The organism is Ruegeria sp. BG6, assembly GCF_056538465.1.
Genome location: NZ_JBQFTB010000019.1, coordinates 1 through 23,342, shown reverse-complemented (window position 1 = coordinate 23,342; position 23,342 = coordinate 1). Strand labels below are relative to the sequence as shown.

The window sequence follows — 23,342 nt, the reverse complement described above, 5'->3', positions numbered from 1 at the left end:
TTGTCAGCGAACAAATGGAGGACCCGATGGCTCTGGCTTTGGGGGTGGATACAGGCGGAACCTACACGGATGCGGTGCTGATCCGGGATGAGAAAGAGGTGATTGCCTCGGCCAAGTCCCTGACAACACGGGCGGACCTGGCGATCGGTGTTGGCAGGGCGATTTCGTCCGTGTTGGACGAGGCCCGGGTTTCACCCGACCAGATATCGATGGCGTCGCTGTCGACCACCCTGGCCACGAACGCCCTGGTCGAAGGGCAGGGCGGCCGTGTGGCGCTTGCGTATATCGGCTTCAAGGACAGTGATCTGGAAAAGCACGGGCTGAAGGACGCGCTGAAAGGCGACCCGGCACTTGTGATTTCCGGTGGCCACAGCCATGCCGGTGGCGAAGCTGCGCCGCTGGATATTGCGGCGCTTGAGGCATTTTTAGACTCTCATATAGGGATATCCGGCTTTGCCGTTGCTTCGCAATTCGCCACACGCAACCCGGCGCATGAGCTGGAAGCAGCGCGGATTATTGCGGATAAGACAGGGGCACCGGTCACGTGTTCCCATCACCTGTCGGCCAGGCTGAACGGCCCGAAACGGGCGGTGACCGCCGTTCTGAACGCGCGATTGATTGGTATGATCGACCGCCTGATCGGCCGGGCACAGGACAGGTTGCACGAGCTGGGCATCACGGCCCCGATGATGGTGGTGCGCGGTGATGGTGCGCTGATGAGTGCCGAGCAGGCGCGTGAACGTCCGATCGAGACGATCCTCAGCGGCCCGGCGGCTTCGATTGTGGGGGCACGCTGGCTGACCGGGGTTGAGAATGCGCTTGTCTCTGATATTGGCGGGACCACGACGGATGTGGCTTTGATCCGGGACGGCAAACCTGCGATTGATCCGGCCGGGGCGCAGGTGGGCGGTTTCCGCACCATGGTCGAGGCGGTGGCGATGCGGACCCATGGATTGGGCGGTGACAGCCAGGTTCACGTGGTTACTGAAGGCTTGGGCGGCGGCGTATTCCTGGGGCCGCGCCGGGTGCTGCCGGTTTCTCTGATCGCGTCGGAAGCGCCCGAAGTCGTGCATGCCGCGCTGGACGAGCAACTGCGGGCAACAACGGTGGGTGAGTTTGATACACGGTTCGCCCGAAGGGTTTCAGGGATGCGCGCTGATGAGGTCGGGCCGCGCGAGAATGCTGTGCTGGAGCGGCTTGGTGACCAGGTTTTGCCGCTGAGCAGCCTGTTGCGGACCAGAATGGACAACGGCGCGCTGACGCGGTTGGTGGACCGCGGGCTTGTTCAGGTTTCGGGCGTCACGCCTTCGGATGCCAGCCATGTTCTGGGCCGGGTCGATGCCTGGGATTCAAGTGCTGCCCGCAAGGCGCTGGAACTTGTGTCTCGCAAGAGGGTGGGGTCGGGTGATGTTCTGGCGAAGTCTCCGGAACAGCTGGCCGGCATGATCGTGGATCAACTGACCGAACAGACCAGTTTGACCTTGTTAGAGACTGCTTTTGCGGAAGAAGTGCATGATTTTGGGGTTCCTCCTCAGGATCTGGCCCGTCATGTGCTGACCCGGCGCGGCCTGGCAGGGCACCGTGGCCTGTTGTCTCTGGATACGGCTTTGAATGTGGATGTCGTGGGCCTTGGCGCTTCGGCGCCCAGCTACTATCCGGCCGTCGGGGAGCGGTTGCGTTGCCGTATGATCCTGCCTGAGCATACCGGCGTCGCAAATGCCATCGGTGCGGTTGTCGGGCGGCTGACTTTGCGGCGCTCGGGCACCGTAACCTCGCCTGCCGAGGGGCGATATCGCGTGCATCTGGACAGTGGGCCACAGGATTTTGCGGCGTCAGATCAGGCTTTGGCCCTGTTGGAAGCTGTTTTGAAGGAAGAAGCCGAATCCGCAGTCCGCGAAGCCGGGGCTGAAGATATCCGGGTCATTGTCGACAGGGACATCAAGACCGCGCGCATCGAGGCGCAGGATGTGTTTGTCGAAGCCCTTGTGACGGTCGAAGCCAGTGGCCGACCACGGGTGGCCACTGGCTAGCTCCCCCCTCGAATTCAAAGAGGGTCAGGGCAGGTCGTCGTTTACTCGGCCGCGTCCGCGCGTTTGGGCAGAACCCAACCCTGTCGCGGAAAGTGGCAGGTATACCCGTTCGGGATGCGGACCAGATAGTCCTGATGCTCTGGCTCCGCTTCCCAGAAATCTCCGACGGGCGCAACCTCGGTCACGACTTTGCCGGGCCATAGGCCACTGGCATTCACATCGGCAATCGTGTCCTGCGCGACCTGCTTCTGATTGTCGTCGGCATAGTAGATAGCCGAACGATAGCTCATCCCGAGGTCGTTGCCCTGACGGTTCACCGTCGTGGGATCGTGAATCTGGAAAAAGAACTCCAGCAAAGTGCGGTAAGATATTTGTGCAGGATCGAACCAGATTTCGATCCCTTCGGCATGGGTGCCATGATTGCGGTAGGTGGCGTTGGGCACGTCACCGCCCGTATATCCGACACGGGTGCGGGAAACGCCGGGAAGTTTGCGGATCAGATCCTGCATGCCCCAGAAGCATCCCCCGGCAAGTACGGCGCGTTCTTCAGTCATCAGATGTCCTCCACATGGATCAAATATTCGCCATAGCCTTCGGTCTCCATCTCGTCACGATGAATGAACCGCAGCGCGGCTGAGTTTATGCAATAGCGCAGCCCGCCATGTTCGCGCGGACCGTCAGGAAATACATGCCCCAGATGGCTATCACCGTGTTTCGAGCGCACCTCGGTACGGATCATGCCAAGGGTGGCGTCCCGAAACTCTTCCACGTGTTCGTGGATGATGGGCTTCGTGAAACTGGGCCAGCCGCAGCCGGATTCGTATTTGTGGGTCGAAGCGAACAATGGCTCTCCCGAGACGATATCAACGTAAATCCCGGGCTCCTTGTTGCCCAGATACTTGCCGCTGCCGGGGCGTTCGGTACCGCTGCGCTGCGTGACGTGGTATTCTTCGGGTGACAGAGCGGCGATGGCCTCGGGGTCTTTGGTATAGCGGGTCATGGCTCCTCCGGTTTTTGACGCGACTTGGCCTTCTATTTGGGCATAACGAGGCAAAAAGCAAAATCATATTTCAGCCATCTCGCGCGCTCGTGCATGTGATCCGGTTGCCAGGCGGGCACGTAGTTCTCAGTAAAGGAGGTGCCGCCATGCTCAGACTGCTTCTGCTATTCGCCTTGCTGTTGATCGCCCGCGCGGCGCAAGCTGCGCCTTTGACTGGCGAATTTGATTCGATCGACGGCGGCACGTTGTCTATCGAAGACTGGCGAGGCCAGCCGGTTCTGATCGTGAATACCGCGTCCCGATGCGGGTTCACAGGGCAGTATGCGGGCCTGCAAAAGATTCATGACACTTACGCGGAACGGGGGCTGGTGGTTCTGGCCGTCCCGTCAGATTCGTTCAAACAGGAACTGGGCTCCGCGGCAGAGGTAAAGCGGTTCTGCGAGTTGAACTATGACCTGACCCTGCCAATGACCGAGATAACGCCGGTCAAAGGGCCTGATGCGCATCCATTCTACAAGACTGTCGCCGCGCGAACTGGCTTTGTCCCCAGCTGGAACTTCAACAAGATCCTTATCGACCCGTCAGGAGAGGTTGTCGCCACGTTTGGGTCGAATGTGCGGCCTGACTCGCGGAAACTATTGAGTCAGGTCGAGGCTTTGCTGCGCTGAACCGGTTGTCTGGATAGCTGAACAGCTAAAATCCCCAGCGTGGTAATGCCTACTCCGACCGCATCCATGGGCCCGAGCTTTTCACCAAGCAACAGTGCAGCAATTGCGACACCGAACACCGGGTTCAGGAAGTGAAAGGTCGCGGCCCGGACAGCACCGATTCTGTTCAGCAACATGAACCAGATCAAGGTCGCCAGCAGCCCGGGGGCAAGGGTGGTGTAGGTGAACGCAAGAAGCAGGGGCAGAGTTGGATGGATATAGATCGTCTCAAAGAATGGCGCAGCCACAAACAGTACGGCTGAGCCGACAAACATCTGCAACCCGACGACCATCATGAAGTTCCCGCCCGATGTCGCACCGCGGACCGCCAGTGTCGCGAAGGTCAGGGCCAGGGCGCCGATCCCGCACAGCATCACGCCAAACATATCGACCCCTGCGTTGATCCTGCTGCTCATGATCAGGGCGACGCCGAAGAAGCCAGACAGCAACCCGACAATTCCCATTGGTCGCAGTTTTTCGCGGAAGAACAACCAACCCGCGACGGCAACCAGCAACGGCATTGTCGAGGCGATGATCGCGGCAACCGAGGCTTCGACCGTTTGCATGGCATAAAAATTCAGACCCAAATAAAGGGCATTTTGGCAAACGCCGAACAAAATGGTTGCCCGCAATTGGTCCCTTGTCAGATGCCAGCTTTGTCCCATGGCTCGCGCAATCGCCACTCCGATGATGCCAGATAACAGGAACCTCAGGGCCAGTGAAAACAGCGGTGAAGCATCGGCAACAATGATCCGCGCCGAGGAAAAGGCCGACGACCAGATCAGGGCAAATGTCAGCCCCATGGCTATGGCGCGCAGATCCATGAAACCTCCATCCCGGAACGCCGGGACTGTTGCCGAATTCCGATCAGGCCGCAAGCGCCGCAGGGGTTCAGCGTCAAAAAAGCCACATGTGCCGTGCAAGAATTCTTGGGTTTTCGTTTTTATTGATTGACCAGCCAATTAAGGATATTCGCGCCAAATCTGACCAATCAAGGGAGGTTTGTCGGTGTTCCTGGAATACATCTTGTCTTTTGGCGTCCTGCTGGCCCTGGGCCTGGTCGCTTTCTTCGTCGTGAAATGGTGGAACCTGCGCTGCGTCGGCGTGACGCCTGTCCACCTGTTCACGTTTATCGCAATCCTGTTCACATCCGGGCTGGATGTCGGCCTGATCATGTTCCCTCTGACCGAGTTCGGGGGCTATGCCGAAGACCCGGCCTATGCATTCGCCAACCCGCTGGCGATCGAATTCGGGTTCTGGGGCTTTCTGATCTGGGCCTTCTACTTCCTGACCGCGTTCTATTTCTGCGTCATCGAACCGAGTGTGAAGTTCTTTGAGATCCCGCTGGTCAAGCTGATCAACAACGTGGTCATCATCGGCACCTGTGCTTTCACCGCCAGCCTGTTCCTGATCTACCTGCCCGGCTACCTGCCCGAGGTCGGAGATGGCGAATCCGTGGTCACCACCTTCTACATCATCGTGTTCGTGGTGATTCTGGCGGCGGCCTATTCGTCGACCGATCTGAAATACGTGCGTATCCTGTCGGTGGGATCGACCTTCCTGTTCCTGGCTCTGATCCTGGGGATGTGGGCGGCGGCCGGTATGGGTATGACCGGGTTCGTTGATACTGGCAGCAACATCAGTGCGTATTTCGCTAACCTGCACAAGTTCGTCCTGCCGCTGACCGACTATCACGCCTTCTACCTGTTCTGGTGGTTCGCATGGTCGATCATGATTGGCCAGTTCACCTCGCGCTTTGTGGGCGGTCTGACCACGTGGCAACTGTTGGCCGCGCTGCTGATCTTTCCGTCGATCCCGTTGGCGATCTGGTTCACCGTTCTCTACTACTACCACCTGAACGGCATCAGCACCGCAGGCATCACCAACATCGCGATGGTGATCGTGGGCGTGACCTTCGTCATCAACTCGCTGGACTCGTTGATTAGACTCTATACCGACAATCTGAACATGACAGTCGAAAGGTTCGGCAAGGCGGCTTACGTGGCGGGCAACGTGGCGTTGCTGTTCGTCCTGACCCTGCTGTTCCAGAGCCAGTGGCTGCAGATCCAGTGGATCGGCGCGGTCGTGGTGGGTCTCTATCTGGCCTGTGTGGTCTATATCCTGCTCGCCAAGCGTAATGAGGTGCTGAGCATCGATTCCATGCCCGAAGATCGTGATCTGGACTTCCACAAGGTTGAGACAGTTCACTGATCGGTTTTCAAACAACAAACAGGAAAAGGGCCCCGATTTCGGGGCCCTTTTTTGTAAAGGCAAAGTCTTTCCGCCTTCGAGCGCTAGCTTGCGTCGATATTGAGACGGTATTTGAGGAACTTCTCGCCACCGTAATCAACTTCGCCTACGGGACACGCGCCCAGTTTTCTAAGTGCGCCAAGTTTCTTGCGTGAGGGCGGCAGCAAGAATGTCACCGACGTTATCCGTTCGTCGGATTTTGCAAACTCCATGGCTCGCCTTGTTATTCTGGCCCCCAATCCAAATGCTCCGGGCATGAGGACCAGGCCGAAATCCCACTCTTCGCCCTCTTTTTGAAAGCCGCCCCATCCCACATAGTCGCCACCGTGCAGGAAGGCCCAATGGCCAAGTCCATCACGGGTCCAATAGGCCTCTTTCGCCTTCACGAACTCATTGACAGTCTCTTCATCCCAGTCCTGCGTCAGCAGGGGCATGTGTTCCGCAAGTCGCGGGTTCTTCATATGAGCCAGGATTTCTGGGGTCGAGATCTGGGTAAGCCGGGTGAAAGAAATTTCTTGTTTCATAAAACGGGATATAGGGAGGGTCTTGCGCACACAAAGAGGTCCACGCCAAAAACACCGGTCGCGATGATACCGCGCCGGTTCAAATACGATGACTGCTTGGTGGTGAGCATGTGAGACCAGGACAGGTCTTGGACCCGGTGGGAGCTTACAGGTGCCACGCGCAAAAAAGGGCCGCGAAAACGCGACCCTTTTGAATCATCATCGGTGATCCGATCAGCCGTTCACGCTGTCCTTCAGCGCCTTCGCAATGGTCATTTTCACAACCTTGTCGGCCTCTTTGGTGAATGTCTCACCAGTGGCCGGGTTGCGGACCTGACGCTCGGGGCGCTCACGGCAGTAGATTTTGCCGACGCCGGGCAGGGTTACTGCGCCACCGGCCGAAACTTCGCGGGTAATCAGGCCTGTGATGGCCTCCAGCGCGGAGTTCGCGGATTTCTTATCGGTCCCCATTTCCTCAGCGAGAGCAGCAACCAGCTGAGTCTTTGTCATAGGCTTTGCCATTTCTTGGTCTCCTTAACGTGCCCGATCTCTTGGGCCTCACCGCGTAACTGTAACGGGATATTGTGTTGGAACACAACGAATAGTAGCGCGGAAAACCCTAAAAATATGGGGAAAACGTTGCTTTTTTGCGTCAGAGGAAGGCCGTTTCGTCAAAAGAACGCAATTTCCGGCTGTGCAGACGCTCCAACGGCATGCCGCGCAGGTGCTCCATCGCACGAATGCCAATGGCCAGATGGCGGCTTACCTGCGTTGTATAGAAGTCCGAAGCCATGCCGGGAAGCTTTAATTCTCCGTGCAGGGGTTTGTCTGACACGCACAGCAAAGTGCCGTAGGGAACCCGGAACCGGTAGCCATTGGCGGCAATGGTGGCGCTTTCCATATCCAGCGCGATGGCCCGCGACTGACTAAGACGCTGAACCGGGCCGGACTGATCGCGCAGTTCCCAGTTTCGGTTGTCGACAGATGCAACGGTGCCGGTGCGCATGATGCGCTTTAGCTCGTAACCTTCCAGTTCGGTGACCTCGGCGACAGCCCGCTCCAGCGCGACCTGCACTTCCGCCAGCGGCGGGATCGGCACCCAGACCGGGAGGTCGTCATCCAGCACCTTGTCCTCGCGCAGGTAGGCATGTGCCAGCACGAAATCCCCCAACGCCTGCGTATTCCGCAATCCGGCGCAATGACCGACCATAAGCCATGCATGGGGCCGCAGAACCGCGATGTGATCGGTGGCGGTTTTGGCGTTGGAAGGGCCGACGCCGATATTGACCAGAGTGATGCCGGAACCGTCTGCGCGCTTCAGGTGATAGGTCGGCATCTGGGGCAGCTTCAGCGGTTGCTCCAGGGCTGCATCGGGTGTTGTGAGCTCGACATTGCCGGTCGAGACAAAGCTTGTGTATCCGCTGTCCGGATCGGCCAATTGTTCGCGCGCGTAGTTCTCGAACTCGGACACGTAGAACTGGTAGTTTGTAAACAGGACGTGGTTCTGAAAGTGGCTGGGGTCGGTCGCTGTATAATGGGACAGCCGCGCCAGCGAGTAGTCCACACGTTGCGCAGTGAAAAGCGACAACGGTCCTGCCAGTTCTTCGTGATCATGCACCCCGTTGACGATATCGTCATTAGTGGTGGTCAGATCCGGAACGTCAAACACATCCCTGAGCGTGAATCCGGCAGCACCCTGCTGCGGCACCACCAGTTCCGGGTTGTTGGCCACGGCGAAGTGTACCGGGATCGGCGTATCCGAAGGCCCGATGGTCACAGGCTGGTCATGGTTTCGGATCAGCAGCGCGATCTGTTGTGTCAGGTAAGACCGGAACAGATCGGGGCGAGTCACCGTGGTGGCGTGAACACCCGGTTCCGAAACATGACCAAAACTCAGTCGGCTGTCGACATGAGCATAGGACGAGGTCTTGATGCGAATTTCCGGGTAATAGGCTCTGAATCGCTCAGTCGGAGCGCCGTGCCCCATGGTTTTGGCAAAGCTGTCGCACAGAAACCTTGTGGCCTGATTGTACAACTCCTCCAGCCGCGCAACTGCGGCCTCGGGGTCGGTGAAGCTTTGCGGATCAGGTGCATCCGGTGTTTTTATGATTGTCATGCAAGTGGTTCCAAAAGGTCGATTTTCTCAAACGTCCGCACATCCACCAGCCCAAGGTCGGAAATCCGCAGTTCCGGAATTACCACCAGGGCCAACAGTGAATGCTGCATGTACGCGTTGTTCAGTTTGCAGCCGCAGGCTTCCATCGCCGCGACCATTTTTTGCGCCTTGTCGGCCACTTCCGAGGCCGGCCGGTCCGACATCAGGCCGGCGATGGGCAACTCAACCAGTGCCAGTTCCTCGCCCTCGCGGAAAATGGTAATACCACCGCCCACCTCGGCCAGGCGGTTGGCGGCCAGCGCCATCTGCTCGCGGCTGGTGCCGACAACGATCATGTGGTGGCTGTCATGGGCCACGGTCGACGCCATTGCCATGTCGCCCTGATATCCGAACCCGGACACAAATGCATTTGTCACCCCGCCAGTGGCCTTGTGCCTTTCAACCAGCGCGATCTGACAGACATCATCTTCGCCTTCGACCAGCCCGCCGATGATCGGCAACTCGGCCTTCAGCGCTTTGGTCGGAGCCTGGTTTTCGACCACACCGATCACATTGGCACGTACCCTGTTTGCGCCCGCCGGGGCCGTGATCTCAAAATCGACATCCGTCAGGGTGTGTCCCAGGTGAACGGTGTTACGGGCCTTGTCCGGCCAGTTAAGGTGCGGGCATTCCACTGTGGCTTTACCGGCTTCGGCCACGACTTGCCCGCGCGCGATGACCATCTCGACAGGCAATTCGGTCAGATCCGAACTCAGAATAATGTCGGCCCGCCGTCCGGGGGTTACGGACCCTATTTCCCGCTCAAGCCCGAAATGGGTTGCGGTGTTGATTGTTGCCATTTGCAGCGCGATCAGCGGATCGCATCCGCAGGCAATGGCGTGACGGACAACGCGGTTCATATGCCCGTCGTTGACCAGCGTGCCCGAATGGCAATCATCCGTGCACAGAATGAAATTGCGGGGGTCCAGACCTTTCTGCGTCAGGGCAGTGATCTGACTTTCGACATCATACCAGGCTGAACCCAGCCGCATCATGGATCGCATCCCCTGGCGCACGCGGGCAATGGCATCCGCTTCGCATGTGCCCTCATGATCATCTGCCGGGCCGCCTGCGACATAGGCCGCAAAATCAGACCCTAAATCGGGCGAAGCGTAGTGCCCGCCGACGGTTTTGCCCGCCCGCTGCGTGGCGGCGATTTCAGCCAACATCTTAGGGTCACCATGGATCACGCCGGGAAAGTTCATCATTTCACCCAACCCGATAATGCCTGGCCATGACATTGCCTCGGCTACATCATCGGGGGTGATTTCATAGCCGGTGGTCTCCAGCCCTGGTGCGGACGGTGCGCAGGACGGCATCTGCGTAAAGATGTTCACCGGCTGCATCATCGCCTCGTCATGCATCATACGCACGCCGTCCAAACCCAGAACATTGGCAATCTCATGCGGGTCGGTGAACATCGAGGTGGTGCCGTGCGGAATCACGGCCCGGGCAAATTCGGCCGGGGTCAGCATCCCCGATTCGATATGCATATGCGCGTCGCACAGGCCCGGAACGATATATCGCCCGTTTGCTTCGATGATTCGCGTCTCGGGGCCGATGCAGTGTGACGCGTCTGTCCCGACATAAGCCACGCGCCCGTCGGCTATGGCGACGGAATGATTGGCGAGCAGTTCGCGGCTGTGTACGTTCACCCAGATACCATCGCGGATGACCATGTCCGCAGCTTCGCGCCCGGCGGCAACTGAGATCAAACGGGGGGCGACATCGGGCCAGCTTGGGAAAGGTGTGTATTCCATGGCTCAACTTTCCCGAATGCGCGGTCAGGTGCAACCCCCGGCGGTCGGGTATCATGAAACCATCACAATTTGCCGGATGGGGCTGAGCACTTGCAATGCGCCGCGGTTCGGGCTTTGCATGGTGCCATGGATTATAACGCAATAGATGCAGACAGTTTTGGACGCAGCCTCAGTGGGATCGGTCTGAACTTGCTGGTTCGCGATGTACCGGCGGAATGCGCTTTCTTAGAGGCTGTTTTTAACATGACCAGCCACCAAGTGACCGCAGATTTTGCGATCGTCACCTACGGAACGCACGTCTTTCAGTTGCACTCGGACGGGACGTATCACTCGAATCCCCTGCTTGGATTGCTGCCCGAGAATCCCCCGCGCGGGGCCGGTGTTGAAATTCGCTTGTACGAAACAGACCCGGACGATGCATCCGCCCGTGCAGAAGGGGCAGGGGGCACCGTTCTGCAGGCCCCAACGGATAAACCGCATGGATTGCGCGAGGCCTATATCCTCTGTGAAAACGGGTATGCCTGGGTTCCCAGCCGCCCGAAAGACGTAAATCAGGACTGAGCTGCCAGCAGCGCGCAGCGCTGCTTGGCCCAACCAAAGGAGATGCCCGACGGGCATAGACGATGGGCCGGAGATCTACTCGCCGGGATCAGCTCGGAACGGGTTCGGCAATTTCCTTTCGCAGCCATTCAGCAAACGCAACTGCCCCTGAATTCTCTTCGGCCTGTGGTGACAGCAACAGGTAGTACGCCTCGGGCATCGCGGCACGGTGGGCGAAGGGGGCGATCAGGCTTCCTTTCTCAATCAGATGTTTGGCAATGGCGTCATGGGCCAGGCACAACCCGCCGCCAGCCATCGCGACGGACAGGCCAAACAGATAGGTGGTGGCATAAGTTATGGGCGGATTTTCCCAATTTAGGCTCTGATCTTCAGCCCAGCTTGCCCAGTTTGACATAAGGTTCGAACAGTCGAACAGGGGCTGCTGTTGCAGGGTCTTCAAAGTGACCGGATAATTCGGAGCACATACCGGATAATAGGCGTCGGAACATAGAAACTCGGTCCTCACGGTATCTGCCGGACGCAAGGAATAACGGATCTCGACCGCCGCGCCCTCGGCCATTTCCCGGGGTTCCCAAAGTTCGGTGAAGATATTCAGTTGGACATCAGGGTGCACAGCGCGGAACCGGGGCAGACGGGGGGCCAGCCAGTTTACCGCAAAGGTGATATTGCATTGCACCTGCACCGCGTTCTGCTGTGCACCCGTAACGGCCTGGGTGCCCCGGACAAGGGTGCGAAAAGCGTCACGAACGACAGGCAAATAGGTTATTCCGGCCTCGGTCAGCTCCAGCGCTCGGTGACGACGCAGAAACAGGGGCTGCCCCAGGTGACCTTCCAGCGCCTTGATTTGTTGGCTGACAGCACTTTGCGTCATGTTCAGGTCACGTGCGGCCCCGGTAAAGGAAAGATGGCGGGCCGCCGCTTCAAAAGTGCGCAGCCAGCCCAAAGGTGGAAGCAGTTTTTGCATTGCATAACTCTGGCATTAGCTGAGCTAATGGATTAACCGCGAATTTTTCGTTGGTCAAACCCGTTTGCAAAAGGCACGGTTCCACGCAGACCCGAAATACAGGAGTTTCTGACATGACCGTTGCCAGCCTGCGCCCTAATATTGACCACTGGCCCGAACGTGTGGACATGGCCGCCGCATTCCGCTGGACCGAACGGCTGAACATGCACGAAGCGGTCGCGAACCACTTCAGCCTGGCGGTGAACGAAGACGGCACGCAGTTTCTGATGAATCCCAATCAGATGCACTTTTCCCGTATACGGGCCTCGGATCTGTTGTTTCTGGACGCAAATGACCCGAATGTGATGGACCAGCCCGGTGCACCGGACCCGACCGCGTGGGGTCTGCACGGATCGATTCATCGACATTGCCCACATGCGCGTTGCGTGATGCATGTGCATTCGATCTTTGCCACCGTACTGGCCTCGCTGGCGGACAGCACGATGCCTGCGATCGACCAGAACACCGCCACGTTCTACAACCGCTACGTTGTTGACGAGGAATTTGGCGGCCTGGCATTTGAGAGTGAAGGCGAACGCTGTGCCTCGATGCTGGCAGACCCGAAAAAGAAAGTCATGATCATGGGCAATCATGGTGTTCTGGTGATCGGCAGCGATCCTGCGGACGCGTTCAACAGGCTCTATTACTTCGAAAGAGCTGCGGAAACCTACATACGCGCGCTGCAGACCGGACAGAAGTTGCGAGTTCTTCCGGACGAGATCGCCGAGAAAACGGCGCAAGAGCTTGATGATTACCCCGGGCAGGCCGAAGCGCATATGCGCGAAATCAAGGCCGTGCTGGACGCCGAAGGCTCGGACTACGCCACCTGAACCAGACCCTCCTGACGGGCAGAGCAACCGGACGTGTCTGCACGGCGCCGGAGCCCTGAATATTGCCGATCCCAACCACAGGATACATCGACGTGACAGACAATTCTCAGATGCAGGACATGAGCCGCGAGTGGAATTACCACCCTGATCTGCCCTTGCAGAATCCTTCGGTGTTTCGCTGGCCACCTGATCCGGCGTATTTGGCGGGCTGGCTCGCCCGGAACTGGCTGACCCTTAGCGAACGGGTTCTGATGCTGGGATTGGCCGTTGCGCTGTGGGCGTTTTTCTACCCATCGCTCGAAACCGCCAGGACTTTTGCGTTTGGCTGGATTTTTCAGATCTGGCTGGTGAATTTTGCCATGATCTTCATCGCCGCCGGAGGGTTGCACTGGTACTTCCATATGCGCAAGGCGCAGGGCAAAAAGCTGAAGTTCGAACGGCGCGAGCAGGGCAAGAACAACAAGCTGTGGAATTTCAGCGATCAGGTGCTGGACAACATGTTCTGGTCGCTCGGCTCCGGCGTGCTGCAACTGACCGGGTTTCAGGCGGTCACCATGTGGCTGATGGCCAACGGATACGCGCCGGTAATCAAATTCGTGGATAGCCCCGTCTGGTTCATCCTGTGGCTGATTATCCTGCCGATGTGGTCGGCCTTTCATTTCTATTGGGTGCATCGACTTCTGCATCAGCCGTTTTTGTACAAAAAGGTACACAGCCTGCACCACCGGAACGTCAATATCGGTCCCTGGTCCGGGTTCTCGATGCATCCGGTCGAGCATTTCTTCTACCTCAGCACCCTGTGCATTCACTGGATTGTTCCGTCCCATCCGATCCATCTGTACTTTCACATCGTGTTTCAGGGTCCGGGCGCAGCGATGACCCATACCGGCTACGAAGACTTGCTGATCAAGGATAAGAAGCGGTTGGCGCTGGGTACGTTCTATCACCAGCTGCATCACCGGTATTATGAGTGCAACTACGGCAATCAGGAAATGCCATGGGACCGGTGGTTCGGAACTTTCCATGACGGCTCGCCCGAGGCGACCGAAGTTACCCGGGCGCGCAAGAAAAAGATGTTCGGCTGACTGGCGGCGGTTTCAGGTTCCGCGCGTCCGGAGGGCGCGCGGTGTCTCACCGAACTCGGCCCTGAACGCGCGCGTCAGGGCGCTGGGATCATCATAGCCCGTGCGCAAGGCGATCTCGGCGATGCTCAGATCGGTTTCGGAAACCAGTTTGCGCGCCAGATTCAGGCGCAGCCGCCGATAAACCTGTGCCGGCCCCGCGCCGAGTTCAGAGTTCATGCGGATTGAAAGCGCCTTTTGCGAACGTCCCACGCGCCGGGCAATATCAGAAACTAACAAGGGTGATTCTAGGTTTTCCTGCATCAGGCCCAAAGCCTTGTTCACATATCCGCTGGTTGCACCGGCCCCACCGGTATGAGAGCGCGCGGAGTCGCGGGTCATGAACAATTGGGACACTTCCAGGGCCAGGGCCTGCCCGTGATCCCGCCCGATCAGAAACAGGACCAAATCGAAAGCTGCCATGGCGCCTGAACAGGTAATGCGGTTGCGGTCGATGACATATCGCTCACGCAGCGCCGTGACTTCGGGGAAGCGTTCGGTAAAACCTGTCAGTTCCTCCCAGTGGATGGTGGCGCGATGTCCGTCCAGCAAGCCGGCCCGCGCCAGCAGCCAGCTACCGGTGTCCAGGCCTGCCAGTGTTTGGAACCTTTCTGCAGCCGATCTTAGTCCGGCCAGCGTACGCCAGCCGCCATGGGCCTGAAATCCGTATGACGGCATAACCCACAACATGTCGCCATGAGATTTTTGCAGCGTTTCATGCGGTGCGACCTGCAGGCCGGACGAGGATGTAACGGGCCCAGGATCCAGCGACAGGAATGTCCAGTCATAAAGGGTTCGCCCCGACAGGGTGTTCGCCGCGCGCAGCGGTTCGACCGAATTGGCAAGGCAATGGTTGGAAAACCCGTCGAACAGCAGAACGCCCAGTCGCTGCGTTGCAGGAGGAGATTTTTTCCACTTTAGCATGATGATCGTCTAATTCTGTATGATCGTGATTTCAAGCCACGTCAGGATAACGACAAGTCCAAATGTGGAGTGAACCGATGCAATATGGCCTGTCCGACGAACAGGAGATGATCGTCTCAACCGTTCGCAGCTTTGTCGAGAACGAGATCTACCCGCACGAAGAACTGGTCGAACGGACCGGTGAAGTTCCGCACGAGATCGCCGAGGACATCAAACGCAAGACTCTGGAACTGGGCTTTTATGCCTGCAACTTTCCCGAAAGTGTCGGTTGCGCCGGGCTAAACCATCTGGAATTTGCCCTGGTCGAGCGCGAACTGGGGCGGGGTTCGATGGCGCTGAACCATTTCTTCGGGCGGCCGCAGAATATTCTTATGGCCTGTGAAGGGGACCAGATCGAACGCTACCTGATGCCTGCCGTGCGTGGTGAGCGGATGGATGCGTTGGCGATGACCGAACCCGGCGCGGGTTCGGATGTGCGTGGCATGAAATGTGCAGCTGTGCGTGACGGCGGTGACTGGGTTGTCAACGGGACCAAGCATTTCATCTCGGGCGCCGAGCATGCCGACTTTATCATCGTCTTCATCGCTACAGGCGAAGATCAGACGCCAAAAGGCCCTAAAAAGCGGATTACGGCGTTTTTGGTGGATCGTGGGACTCCGGGTTTCACGATTCGGGACGGCTACAAGTCGGTCAGTCACCGCGGTTACAAGAACATGGTTCTGGACTTTGACGATTGTCGACTGCCCGATGCTCAGGTTCTGGGTGAGGTCGATGGCGGTTTCGAGGTCATGAACACATGGCTCTATGCCACCCGTATCACCGTTGCGGCCATGTCCGTGGGGCGCGCCCGCCGCGCCTTTGATTATGCGCTGGATTATGCCGCGACGCGCGAACAGTTCGGGCAGAAGATCGGCAAGTTTCAGGGCGTTTCGTTCCAGATCGCCGACATGATCACCGAGATTGACGCAGCCGATTTGTTGACGCTGGCCGCCGCCGACCGGCTGGACCAGGGTTTGCCAAGCAACCGCGAGATCGCCTCGGCCAAGCTTTATGCGTCGGAGATGCTGGCGCGGGTGACCGACGCCGCGATTCAGGTTCATGGTGGTATGGGGCTGATGGACGACTACCCGCTTGAACGGTTCTGGCGCGATGCCCGCGTTGAACGCATCTGGGACGGCACCAGCGAAATTCAGCGCCACATCATCAGCCGCGATCTGTTGCGGGCGCTGGGCGCATGACGCCGGAGCTCGTGTGATGGGTGCTTTGGCGCGCGTTCTGAACCCTTCGACTCTGGCGGTCATCGGTGGCGGTGCGTGGTGCGCCGAAGTGATATCGCAGGCCCGCAAGTTCGGATTTGAGGGAGAAATCTGGCCGGTTCATCCGAAGGCTGCGCAAGTCGCGGGTTTACAGGCTTATGCGTCGATTGAGGATCTGCCCCGCCCCCCGGACCTGGCCTTCGTGGGGATCAACCGTCATGCAACCGTATCAGCGGTTGCAGCCCTTTCTGCAAGCGGCGCGGGCGGAGCGGTCTGTTTCGCCTCGGGCTTCACCGAAGCGCGGGCAGAAGACGATCAGGCTGCCGATCTGCAATCGCAACTGGTCTCTGCCGCCGGAGATATGCCGATACTCGGCCCCAATTGCTATGGTTTCGTGAATGGTCTGAACCGAACAGCGGTCTGGCCGGATCAGCATGGAATGCAGCCTGTCGATCGTGGTGTGGCGATCCTGACGCAAAGCTCGAATATGGCCATCAACATGACGATGCAGCGCCGTGCCCTGCCGTTGGCCTTTATCCTGACCTGCGGGAATCAGGCACAGACGCATCAGGCCGATATTGCCTCGGCCCTTTTGGACGATGACCGGATCACCGCCATCGGCGTGCATATCGAAGGCTTTGGCGATCTGCGCAAATGGGAGGCGCTGGCCACCAAGGCGCACGCGCGCGGGGTGCCGATCGTGGCGCTAAAGATGGGGCGTTCCGCGCATGCACAGGCGGCGACGATCTCGCATACCGCGTCTCTGGCAGGAGGCGACGCCGGCGCACAGGCTTTTCTGGACCGCCTGGGGATAGCCCGGCTGGGTGACATTCCGAGCTTTCTGGAATGCCTGAAACTGCTGCATGTCACCGGACGTCTGGATGGCAACGGTCTGGGCATGATCAGCTGCTCTGGCGGCGAGGCGAGCCTGGGCGCGGATATGGCCGAGGGGCGCGATCTGCATTTCCCGCCGCTGACAGACCGGCAAAAGACCGATCTGCGCGCCGCGTTGGGGCCGATGGTGGCTTTGGCAAACCCGCTGGACTATCACACCTATATCTGGCGCGACACTGATGCGATGACCCGTGTGTGGACCGGATTGACCGGGCCGGACAAGGCGCTGACGATGTCGATTGTCGACTATCCCCATACCGATGCGACCGATTGGGCCTGCGCCACGCAGGCCGCGCTGAACTGCGTCGCGCACACGGGTCGCCCCTTTGCCGTAACAGCGACCCTGCCCGAACTGATGCCGCAGGACGTGGCGCAACAACTGGTCGACGGTGGTGTCGTCCCTTTTGCCGGCCTGCACGAGGCGCTGGCCGCAATCGAGGCGGCGGCGCGCGTCGTACCTGAACCGGCCGAACCGGTTTTGTTGCCCTCAAATTCTGACCCGGATCAGGTTCTGACCGAAGCGCAAGCAAAAGCGGCTTTGGCAGGTCACGGTATGAAGGTGCCGCGGCGTGTTGTAGCTTGCAAAAGCAGCGTGGCCGAGGCCGCAGTCGGTTTGTGTGGCCCCTTTGCGGTCAAAGGCATTGGCCTGGCACACAAGTCCGAACATGGTGCGGTTCATCTCGGTGTAAGTTCCGATGCTCTGACCGCCGTGGCAGAGAAGATCGGCACCGACGACATACTGATCGAGGAAATGGCGGATGGCGGTGTTGCCGAGTTGCTGATCGGCGTCACGCGAGATCCGGCGCATGGATTTGTCCTGACCTTGGGGGCGGGCGGGGTACTGACTGAAATTCTGCGTGATACCGTCTCATTGCTCGTGCCTTCGTCCCGGCAGGCCGTGCAGAACGCGCTGGGACGGTTGGCCTGTGCGCCGTTGCTGGCTGGATACCGGGGCAAACCGGCAGCGGATATCGATGCAATTCTGGACGCGGTCGAAGCCGTACAGGCGTATGTCATTGCCAATGCGGCAACTGTCAGCGAAGTTGAAATCAATCCTCTCATCTGCACCAAGGAAGGTGCGGTTGCGGTGGATGCCCTGATCCGAAAGGCAAGCTTATGAATCCGGTCAAAACCAAACGCGATGGCGCAATTCTGCAAGTTACACTGGACCGACCCAAGGCCAATGCCATCGATCTGGCGACAAGCCGCGTCATGGGGGACGTATTTCGCGATTTCCGCGATGACCCCGATCTGCGTGTGGCCATTTTGACCGGCGGAGGGGACAAGTTTTTTTGCCCCGGCTGGGATCTGAAAGCCGCGGCTGACGGCGACGCGGTTGACGGCGATTATGGTGTTGGTGGTTTTGGCGGGCTTCAGGAACTGCGCGACATGAACAAGCCTGTGATCGCTGCCGTGAACGGAATCGCCTGTGGGGGCGGTCTGGAACTGGCACTGAGCGCTGACATCATTGTTGCCGCCGATCATGCCAGCTTTGCCCTGCCCGAAATTCGTTCGGGCACGATTGCCGATGCCGCCAGCGTCAAACTGCCCAAACGTATTCCCTATCATGTTGCCATGGAACTGTTGCTGACGGGACGTTGGTTTGATGCGGACGAGGCGCACCGCTGGGGTCTGGTCAATGAAATCGTTCCCGCAGGTCAACTGATGGACCGCGCGTGGGAGCTTGCGCGGCTTCTGGCAAGCGGCCCGCCTCTGGTCTATGCGGCAATCAAGGAAGTTGTGCGTGAGGCCGAGGATTCGAAGTTTCAGGACATCATGAACCGGATCACGCGGCGCCAATTGTCGACGATCGATACCTTGTACGGCTCTGATGACAATCTGGAAGGCGCGCGGGCTTTCGCCGAAAAACGCGACCCGGTCTGGAAGGGGCGCTGAACGGCGCGGCTATTCAAATGCGTTCGAACAGCGCGATGAATGCGGTGTCATCCTTGTTGTCGCCTGCTGCAAGATCTCCGTAGATACGAACTTCGGTCAGGGTCAGATTGCGGATCTGATCCTGTTCCAACTCTCTTAGCGTCTCGGCAAAGCCGAGCTTTTTAAAGTGCCTGGCGTTGATGGACAGCGCGAACTGCGCCCCGGCGCGCGCAATGCGCAACAAAGCGGGCAGAACATCTGGCCCCAAATGGCCATGCGTGAATGTGCCTGACGAAACGATGCCGGCATAACTGTCTTGGGGAACCGGGATTCCGTGGTTCAGATCGGCCTCGATCGCATCCCGGTATATGTCCTTTCGCATTGCCTGACTCAGCATTTCACCACTGATGTCGGTGGCATCAATGGGCCCGACCCCCAGCCCTGCCAGCACCGCGCCGCACAGGCCGGTGCCGGCACCCACATCCAGAACCGGCCCTTGGCCGCCTGCACCGACAAAGGCGCGGGCGGTGTGAACATGAAGCTGATAGTCTTCGAGGGCCGCAAAGCCTTCGTCGTAATCTCCGGCCCATTCGGCATAGAGGCGTTTGTTGTCCTCTGGTGTTTTCAGCGCATAGGCGGCTTTCAGATCGGGGTTCTTGTCACTCATGACATAATCAAAGGCGCATCAGGGGATTCGAATCAAGTATCCTCGGGCAGGTGCTTGCATCTGGCGCTTTTGCGGATCATCTAAGGGGCCATGACTGGATCACTTTTTTCGTTTGGGCACGGGTATTCGGCACAGGCACTGTCGCGGCTGCTGATGCATGATGGATGGCAGATTGTCGGGACAACGCGGGATGCGGACGGGGCCGATGCAATCCGGGCCTCAGGTGCCGACCCTCTGATCTGGCCGGGTCAGGTACCTTCACTGGATGGGGTGACGCATTTGTTGATCTCGATCGCGCCGACGGCAAAAGGCGATCCGGTTCTGGCCGCCCTGCGGACCGAGATCGAGGCGCGGGCCAATCAGTTTTCCTGGGTGGGATATCTGTCGACAACCGCGGTTTACGGCGATCATCAGGGCGACTGGGTCGACGAATCGACGCCGCCTGCACCAACGGCTGACCGGGGCCAGTGGCGCTTGCACGCGGAACAGGAATGGGCGGGAATTCCGGGCCTGCCGACGCATATCTTTCGACTGGCGGGCATCTATGGTCCCGGGCGAGGACCGTTTTCCAAACTCAAACGCGGCGGGCTGCGGCGGATCATCAAGCCGGGGCAGGTCTTCTCGCGCATTCACGTTGCCGATATTGCGCAGGTACTGCGGGCGTCCATGGCGCGGCCCAATCCCGGTTCGGTGTACAATGTTTGTGATGACGAGCCTGTGCCGCCTCAGGACGTCATCGGTTACGCGGCCGAGCTTCAGGGGCTTCCGCTGCCACCAGCCGTGGCATTTGAGGACGCTGACATGACTCCGATGGCGCGCAGTTTCTACAATGAGAACAAGCGTGTCAGAAACGACCGCATCAAGGAAGAACTGGGCGTGCGGCTTCTTTACCCCGACTATCGTGTCGGGCTGGAATCCCTGATGAAGCGCTAGCCGTCGAAAACCGCCATTTTGTATAGGTCTAGCACCTTTGAGTACCCGGATCCGGGGACCTGCGGGAATGGCTACTGTGTGCGTGACGGGTGTTAGTCCTGCCTGATCAGGTTTCGCTGTCTGAGGTGAATTCCAAACAATAGCCAAAAGCTATGAAACTGATCGGAAAACAAAACTTTTTTGCATGGTTTGAATTTGCTACTTCTGCCGGTGAGTGATGTGGACGACTCGGCACGATGAGTGCTGTTCGAACCACTATACTTATCTGAGATTTGCACACGCGAACCTGCCGGACTTAGCCAGGATTGGAGATCGATATGGACGGAAGTGATAACCCCAAAACAGGCGGATGCCCTGTCATGCATGGTGCGGGTACCCGGTCGAACCGGGACTGGTGGCCGAAACAGTTGAACCTGTCGATTCTGCACCAGAAAACGCCAGCATCAAATCCGCTGGGTGCGGATTTTGATTACGCCGAAGAATTCAAGAAGCTGGACATGAAAGCGCTGAAGGAAGACCTTTATTCGCTGATGACGGATTCGCAGGACTGGTGGCCGGCGGACTATGGCCACTACGGTGGCCTGTTTATCCGCATGGCCTGGCATAGTGCAGGGACGTACCGGACGGCGGATGGACGTGGCGGGGCCTCGACCGGGAACCAGCGGTTCGCGCCGCTGAACAGCTGGCCGGATAACGGCAACCTCGACAAGGCCCGCCGTCTTCTGTGGCCGATCAAACAGAAATACGGCAACCAGATCTCATGGGCCGATCTGATGATTCTGGCCGGTAACTGCGCCATCGAGTCGATGGGTGGCAAGACCTTTGGTTTCGCCGGAGGCCGCGAAGATATCTGGGCGCCCGAGGAAGACATCTATTGGGGCGCCGAGACGGACTGGCTGGCTCCGACAGACAACCCGCACAGCCGCTACTCGGGCGAGCGCGATCTGGAAAACCCGCTGGCCGCCGTGCAGATGGGCCTGATCTATGTGAACCCTGAAGGCCCGGATGGTGAACCCAACGTTCTGGCCTCGGGCCGCGATATTCGCGATACCTTTGGCCGGATGGCGATGAATGACGAGGAAACCGTTGCTCTGGTTGCGGGTGGTCATACTTTCGGCAAAGCGCACGGTGCGGGCGACCCCGATCTGGTCGGTCCGGAACCAGAAGCCGCCCCGATCGAGGAAATGGGCTTTGGCTGGATCAATAAGTTTGGTTCGGGCAAGGGGGATGACACCACGACCTCGGGGATCGAAGGCGCATGGACTGCGAACCCGATCAAATGGGACAACGGCTATTTTGACCTGCTGTTCGGCTATGACTGGAACCTGACCAAAAGCCCCTCGGGCGCATATATCTGGGAGCCGGTCGGCGTGAAAGAGGAAGACATGGCCCCGGCGGCGCATGATCCGTCCAAGAAGGTCAAGACCATGATGACCACTGCCGACATGGCGATGCGCATGGACCCGATCTACGGCCCGATCTCGAAGCGTTTCCATGAGAACCCGGAAGAGTTCGCAGATGCCTTCGCGCGGGCCTGGTTCAAACTGACCCACCGCGACATGGGTCCGCGTTCGGCCTATATTGGCCCGGAAGCCCCAACCGAAGAGTTGATCTGGCAGGACAACGTTCCGGCAGTGGATCACGATCTGGTCGAAGATGCAGATGTGGCAGACCTTAAGGCCAAGATTGCAGCGGCAGGATTGTCAGTGTCCGAGCTGGTCTCGACCGCATGGGCTTCGGCCTCGACCTATCGTGGGTCGGATAAGCGTGGCGGTGCCAATGGTGCCCGTGTCCGTCTTGCGCCGCAAAAAGACTGGGACGTGAACGAGCCGATGAAACTGTCCAAAGCGCTGGGCGCGCTGGAAGGCGTTCAGACAGCTTTCAATGACGCGCAGTCGGGCGGCAAGAAAGTGTCGCTGGCCGATGTGATCGTTCTGGCCGGTGCGGTTGGAATCGAGCAGGCGGCCAAAGCCGGTGGTCAGGATGTCGAAGTGCCTTTCACCCCGGGCCGCGCGGATGCAACGCAGGAACAGACCGATGTCGAGAGCTTCTCGGTGATGGAACCCATCGCTGACGGTTTCCGCAACTACCAGAAGGCCGACTACACCGTCTCACCCGAGGAGTTGCTGGTTGACCGGGCGCAGTTGTTGAACCTGTCGGCACCCGAGATGACTGCACTTGTCGGTGGCCTGCGCGTTCTGGGTACCAACTTCGGCGACAGCAAGCATGGCGTCTTCACCGATCGTGTCGGAGCGCTGACCAACGACTTCTTCACCAACATTCTGGACATGAGCACCGAATGGAAGCCCGCAGGCAAGGGCGTCTACGAAGGGCGCGACCGGTCCAGCGGAGAGGTCAAATGGACTGGCACCCGAGTCGATCTGGTCTTTGGTTCGAACTCGCAATTGCGGGCACTGGCCGAGGTCTATGGTCAGGCCGACGCCGAGGGCAAATTCGTCTGTGACTTTGTCTCGGCTTGGAACAAGGTGATGAACGCGGATCGTTTCGATCTGCACTAAACCAGCGACCATTACTGTGATTGCGCCGCCCTAGGAGACTCGGGCGGCGTTTTCTTTGGTTAGGACCTAGGTGCATACCAAACACTGGGTACGATTCCGCCGAAAGGTCGACTTCTTACCCGGTTTCTGCAGCGCACAAGCCGCTCAAACGCGCGAATTATTAAGATAACCTGTTGTTTTCATTAACCCGCGTCAGTTTCTGCAGTGAAATGTGAAGTTTTTTGAAAATGGGGGTTGCAGGTCCCAGGCCTAATCCGTAAATACCCCTTCACCGGCGCTGCTGAGGCGGTGCTGACGGGTCGGAGAGACGGCCTGACGGACTGGAAAGACGGTTGAGACGCTCAGGATAGACTG

Annotated in this window: 21 protein-coding genes; 11 read left to right on the top strand and 10 right to left on the bottom strand. The window is 58.7% G+C overall.

The window, feature by feature from the left end:
• Positions 1 to 26 precede the first annotated feature (26 nt).
• On the top strand, positions 27 to 2,030 hold the full coding sequence (locus ACR0JW_RS21925) for a hydantoinase/oxoprolinase family protein (RefSeq protein WP_170682609.1): 2,004 nt from the start codon (positions 27 to 29) through the stop codon (positions 2,028 to 2,030).
• A 41-nt stretch (positions 2,031 to 2,071) separates the two neighbouring features.
• Here ACR0JW_RS21925 and msrA read toward each other — a convergent pair whose 3' ends face one another.
• Complete coding sequence (gene msrA, locus ACR0JW_RS21920) at positions 2,072 to 2,584, bottom strand: peptide-methionine (S)-S-oxide reductase MsrA (protein WP_480714442.1); 513 nt, start codon at positions 2,582 to 2,584, stop codon at positions 2,072 to 2,074.
• Entirely contained in the window at positions 2,584 to 3,030 is a 447-nt protein-coding gene (gene msrB / locus ACR0JW_RS21915) for a peptide-methionine (R)-S-oxide reductase MsrB (RefSeq protein WP_480714441.1), read from the bottom strand. The genes msrA and msrB overlap by 1 nt, the downstream gene beginning before the upstream one ends.
• 146 nt (positions 3,031 to 3,176) lie before the next feature.
• Between msrB and ACR0JW_RS21910 the strand changes: the two genes are divergently transcribed.
• On the top strand, positions 3,177 to 3,698 hold the full coding sequence (locus ACR0JW_RS21910) for a glutathione peroxidase (protein ID WP_480714440.1): 522 nt from the start codon (positions 3,177 to 3,179) through the stop codon (positions 3,696 to 3,698).
• On the opposite strand, the gene ACR0JW_RS21905 is transcribed toward ACR0JW_RS21910, so the two are convergent.
• The gene (locus ACR0JW_RS21905; RefSeq protein WP_480714439.1) at positions 3,674 to 4,561 is read right to left on the bottom strand and encodes a DMT family transporter; all 888 of its coding nucleotides are present in this window, start codon (positions 4,559 to 4,561) and stop codon (positions 3,674 to 3,676) included. The genes ACR0JW_RS21910 and ACR0JW_RS21905 overlap by 25 nt on opposite strands.
• A gap of 190 nt (positions 4,562 to 4,751) precedes the next feature.
• Between ACR0JW_RS21905 and ACR0JW_RS21900 the strand changes: the two genes are divergently transcribed.
• Positions 4,752 to 5,948, top strand: a complete 1,197-nt coding sequence (locus ACR0JW_RS21900; protein WP_480714453.1) for a BCCT family transporter — start codon at positions 4,752 to 4,754, stop codon at positions 5,946 to 5,948.
• Between the two features lie 83 nt (positions 5,949 to 6,031).
• Here ACR0JW_RS21900 and ACR0JW_RS21895 read toward each other — a convergent pair whose 3' ends face one another.
• From ACR0JW_RS21895 to ade, 4 genes are all read right to left on the bottom strand, one after another.
• Entirely contained in the window at positions 6,032 to 6,511 is a 480-nt protein-coding gene (locus tag ACR0JW_RS21895; RefSeq protein ID WP_170682595.1) for a GNAT family N-acetyltransferase, read from the bottom strand.
• A gap of 213 nt (positions 6,512 to 6,724) precedes the next feature.
• Positions 6,725 to 7,012: an HU family DNA-binding protein gene (locus ACR0JW_RS21890; protein ID WP_117871130.1), complete on the bottom strand. Its 288-nt coding sequence runs from the start codon at positions 7,010 to 7,012 to the stop codon at positions 6,725 to 6,727.
• 130 nt (positions 7,013 to 7,142) lie between these two features.
• On the bottom strand, positions 7,143 to 8,606 hold the full coding sequence (locus ACR0JW_RS21885; RefSeq protein ID WP_480714438.1) for an AMP nucleosidase: 1,464 nt from the start codon (positions 8,604 to 8,606) through the stop codon (positions 7,143 to 7,145).
• The gene (gene ade / locus ACR0JW_RS21880) at positions 8,603 to 10,405 is read right to left on the bottom strand and encodes an adenine deaminase (RefSeq protein WP_170682597.1); all 1,803 of its coding nucleotides are present in this window, start codon (positions 10,403 to 10,405) and stop codon (positions 8,603 to 8,605) included. The genes ACR0JW_RS21885 and ade overlap by 4 nt, the downstream gene beginning before the upstream one ends.
• 126 nt (positions 10,406 to 10,531) lie before the next feature.
• On the opposite strand from ade, the gene ACR0JW_RS21875 reads away from it, so the two are divergent.
• Entirely contained in the window at positions 10,532 to 10,966 is a 435-nt protein-coding gene (locus ACR0JW_RS21875; protein WP_170682598.1) for a VOC family protein, read from the top strand.
• An 88-nt stretch (positions 10,967 to 11,054) separates the two neighbouring features.
• On the opposite strand, the gene ACR0JW_RS21870 is transcribed toward ACR0JW_RS21875, so the two are convergent.
• Entirely contained in the window at positions 11,055 to 11,930 is an 876-nt protein-coding gene (locus ACR0JW_RS21870) for a LysR family transcriptional regulator (RefSeq protein WP_170682599.1), read from the bottom strand.
• A 113-nt stretch (positions 11,931 to 12,043) separates the two neighbouring features.
• Between ACR0JW_RS21870 and ACR0JW_RS21865 the strand changes: the two genes are divergently transcribed.
• Positions 12,044 to 12,799 (top strand): class II aldolase and adducin N-terminal domain-containing protein, encoded by a 756-nt coding sequence (locus ACR0JW_RS21865; protein ID WP_170617365.1) that lies wholly within the window; start codon positions 12,044 to 12,046, stop codon positions 12,797 to 12,799.
• 92 nt (positions 12,800 to 12,891) lie between these two features.
• Positions 12,892 to 13,884, top strand: coding sequence for a sterol desaturase family protein (locus ACR0JW_RS21860; protein WP_480714437.1), 993 nt, complete (start codon positions 12,892 to 12,894; stop codon positions 13,882 to 13,884).
• A 12-nt stretch (positions 13,885 to 13,896) separates the two neighbouring features.
• Here ACR0JW_RS21860 and ACR0JW_RS21855 read toward each other — a convergent pair whose 3' ends face one another.
• Entirely contained in the window at positions 13,897 to 14,844 is a 948-nt protein-coding gene (locus tag ACR0JW_RS21855) for a GlxA family transcriptional regulator (RefSeq protein ID WP_480714436.1), read from the bottom strand.
• Positions 14,845 to 14,921: 77 nt separating this feature from the next.
• Between ACR0JW_RS21855 and ACR0JW_RS21850 the strand changes: the two genes are divergently transcribed.
• Genes ACR0JW_RS21850 through ACR0JW_RS21840 form a run of 3 tightly spaced genes read left to right on the top strand, consistent with a single transcriptional unit; the run spans position 14,922 to position 18,890 of the window.
• Entirely contained in the window at positions 14,922 to 16,082 is a 1,161-nt protein-coding gene (locus ACR0JW_RS21850; protein ID WP_170682600.1) for an acyl-CoA dehydrogenase family protein, read from the top strand.
• A gap of 16 nt (positions 16,083 to 16,098) precedes the next feature.
• On the top strand, positions 16,099 to 18,114 hold the full coding sequence (locus tag ACR0JW_RS21845; protein ID WP_480714435.1) for an acetate--CoA ligase family protein: 2,016 nt from the start codon (positions 16,099 to 16,101) through the stop codon (positions 18,112 to 18,114).
• Positions 18,111 to 18,890 (top strand): carnitinyl-CoA dehydratase, encoded by a 780-nt coding sequence (locus ACR0JW_RS21840; protein ID WP_480714434.1) that lies wholly within the window; start codon positions 18,111 to 18,113, stop codon positions 18,888 to 18,890. The genes ACR0JW_RS21845 and ACR0JW_RS21840 overlap by 4 nt, the downstream gene beginning before the upstream one ends.
• 13 nt (positions 18,891 to 18,903) lie before the next feature.
• Here ACR0JW_RS21840 and ACR0JW_RS21835 read toward each other — a convergent pair whose 3' ends face one another.
• Complete coding sequence (locus tag ACR0JW_RS21835; RefSeq protein WP_480714433.1) at positions 18,904 to 19,536, bottom strand: class I SAM-dependent DNA methyltransferase; 633 nt, start codon at positions 19,534 to 19,536, stop codon at positions 18,904 to 18,906.
• 90 nt (positions 19,537 to 19,626) lie between these two features.
• Here ACR0JW_RS21835 and ACR0JW_RS21830 point away from each other — a divergent pair, with 90 nt between their 5' ends.
• Together ACR0JW_RS21830 and katG are read left to right on the top strand one after the other, a co-directional pair.
• Positions 19,627 to 20,469: an SDR family oxidoreductase gene (locus ACR0JW_RS21830; protein WP_170682604.1), complete on the top strand. Its 843-nt coding sequence runs from the start codon at positions 19,627 to 19,629 to the stop codon at positions 20,467 to 20,469.
• A 317-nt stretch (positions 20,470 to 20,786) separates the two neighbouring features.
• A complete protein-coding gene (katG, locus tag ACR0JW_RS21825; protein WP_170682605.1) occupies positions 20,787 to 22,988 on the top strand; it encodes a catalase/peroxidase HPI in 2,202 nt (733 codons plus the stop codon).
• Positions 22,989 to 23,342 lie beyond the last annotated feature (354 nt).

What these genes read in the sequence shown, in the direction of transcription:
- ACR0JW_RS21830 (WP_170682604.1), top strand. Translation starts at nt 19,627, where the DNA reads ATGACTGGATCACTTTTTTCGTTTGGGCACGGGTATTCGGCACAGGCA.
- msrB (WP_480714441.1), bottom strand. Translation starts at nt 3,030, where the DNA reads ATGACCCGCTATACCAAAGACCCCGAGGCCATCGCCGCTCTGTCACCC.
- ACR0JW_RS21835 (WP_480714433.1), bottom strand. Translation starts at nt 19,536, where the DNA reads ATGAGTGACAAGAACCCCGATCTGAAAGCCGCCTATGCGCTGAAAACA.
- ACR0JW_RS21905 (WP_480714439.1), bottom strand. Translation starts at nt 4,561, where the DNA reads ATGGATCTGCGCGCCATAGCCATGGGGCTGACATTTGCCCTGATCTGG.
- ACR0JW_RS21850 (WP_170682600.1), top strand. Translation starts at nt 14,922, where the DNA reads ATGCAATATGGCCTGTCCGACGAACAGGAGATGATCGTCTCAACCGTT.
- ade (WP_170682597.1), bottom strand. Translation starts at nt 10,405, where the DNA reads ATGGAATACACACCTTTCCCAAGCTGGCCCGATGTCGCCCCCCGTTTG.
- ACR0JW_RS21875 (WP_170682598.1), top strand. Translation starts at nt 10,532, where the DNA reads ATGGATTATAACGCAATAGATGCAGACAGTTTTGGACGCAGCCTCAGT.
- ACR0JW_RS21895 (WP_170682595.1), bottom strand. Translation starts at nt 6,511, where the DNA reads ATGAAACAAGAAATTTCTTTCACCCGGCTTACCCAGATCTCGACCCCA.
- msrA (WP_480714442.1), bottom strand. Translation starts at nt 2,584, where the DNA reads ATGACTGAAGAACGCGCCGTACTTGCCGGGGGATGCTTCTGGGGCATG.
- ACR0JW_RS21840 (WP_480714434.1), top strand. Translation starts at nt 18,111, where the DNA reads ATGAATCCGGTCAAAACCAAACGCGATGGCGCAATTCTGCAAGTTACA.
- ACR0JW_RS21865 (WP_170617365.1), top strand. Translation starts at nt 12,044, where the DNA reads ATGACCGTTGCCAGCCTGCGCCCTAATATTGACCACTGGCCCGAACGT.
- ACR0JW_RS21855 (WP_480714436.1), bottom strand. Translation starts at nt 14,844, where the DNA reads ATGCTAAAGTGGAAAAAATCTCCTCCTGCAACGCAGCGACTGGGCGTT.
- ACR0JW_RS21845 (WP_480714435.1), top strand. Translation starts at nt 16,099, where the DNA reads ATGGGTGCTTTGGCGCGCGTTCTGAACCCTTCGACTCTGGCGGTCATC.
- ACR0JW_RS21870 (WP_170682599.1), bottom strand. Translation starts at nt 11,930, where the DNA reads ATGCAAAAACTGCTTCCACCTTTGGGCTGGCTGCGCACTTTTGAAGCG.
- ACR0JW_RS21885 (WP_480714438.1), bottom strand. Translation starts at nt 8,606, where the DNA reads ATGACAATCATAAAAACACCGGATGCACCTGATCCGCAAAGCTTCACC.
- katG (WP_170682605.1), top strand. Translation starts at nt 20,787, where the DNA reads ATGGACGGAAGTGATAACCCCAAAACAGGCGGATGCCCTGTCATGCAT.
- ACR0JW_RS21925 (WP_170682609.1), top strand. Translation starts at nt 27, where the DNA reads ATGGCTCTGGCTTTGGGGGTGGATACAGGCGGAACCTACACGGATGCG.
- ACR0JW_RS21890 (WP_117871130.1), bottom strand. Translation starts at nt 7,012, where the DNA reads ATGGCAAAGCCTATGACAAAGACTCAGCTGGTTGCTGCTCTCGCTGAG.
- ACR0JW_RS21910 (WP_480714440.1), top strand. Translation starts at nt 3,177, where the DNA reads ATGCTCAGACTGCTTCTGCTATTCGCCTTGCTGTTGATCGCCCGCGCG.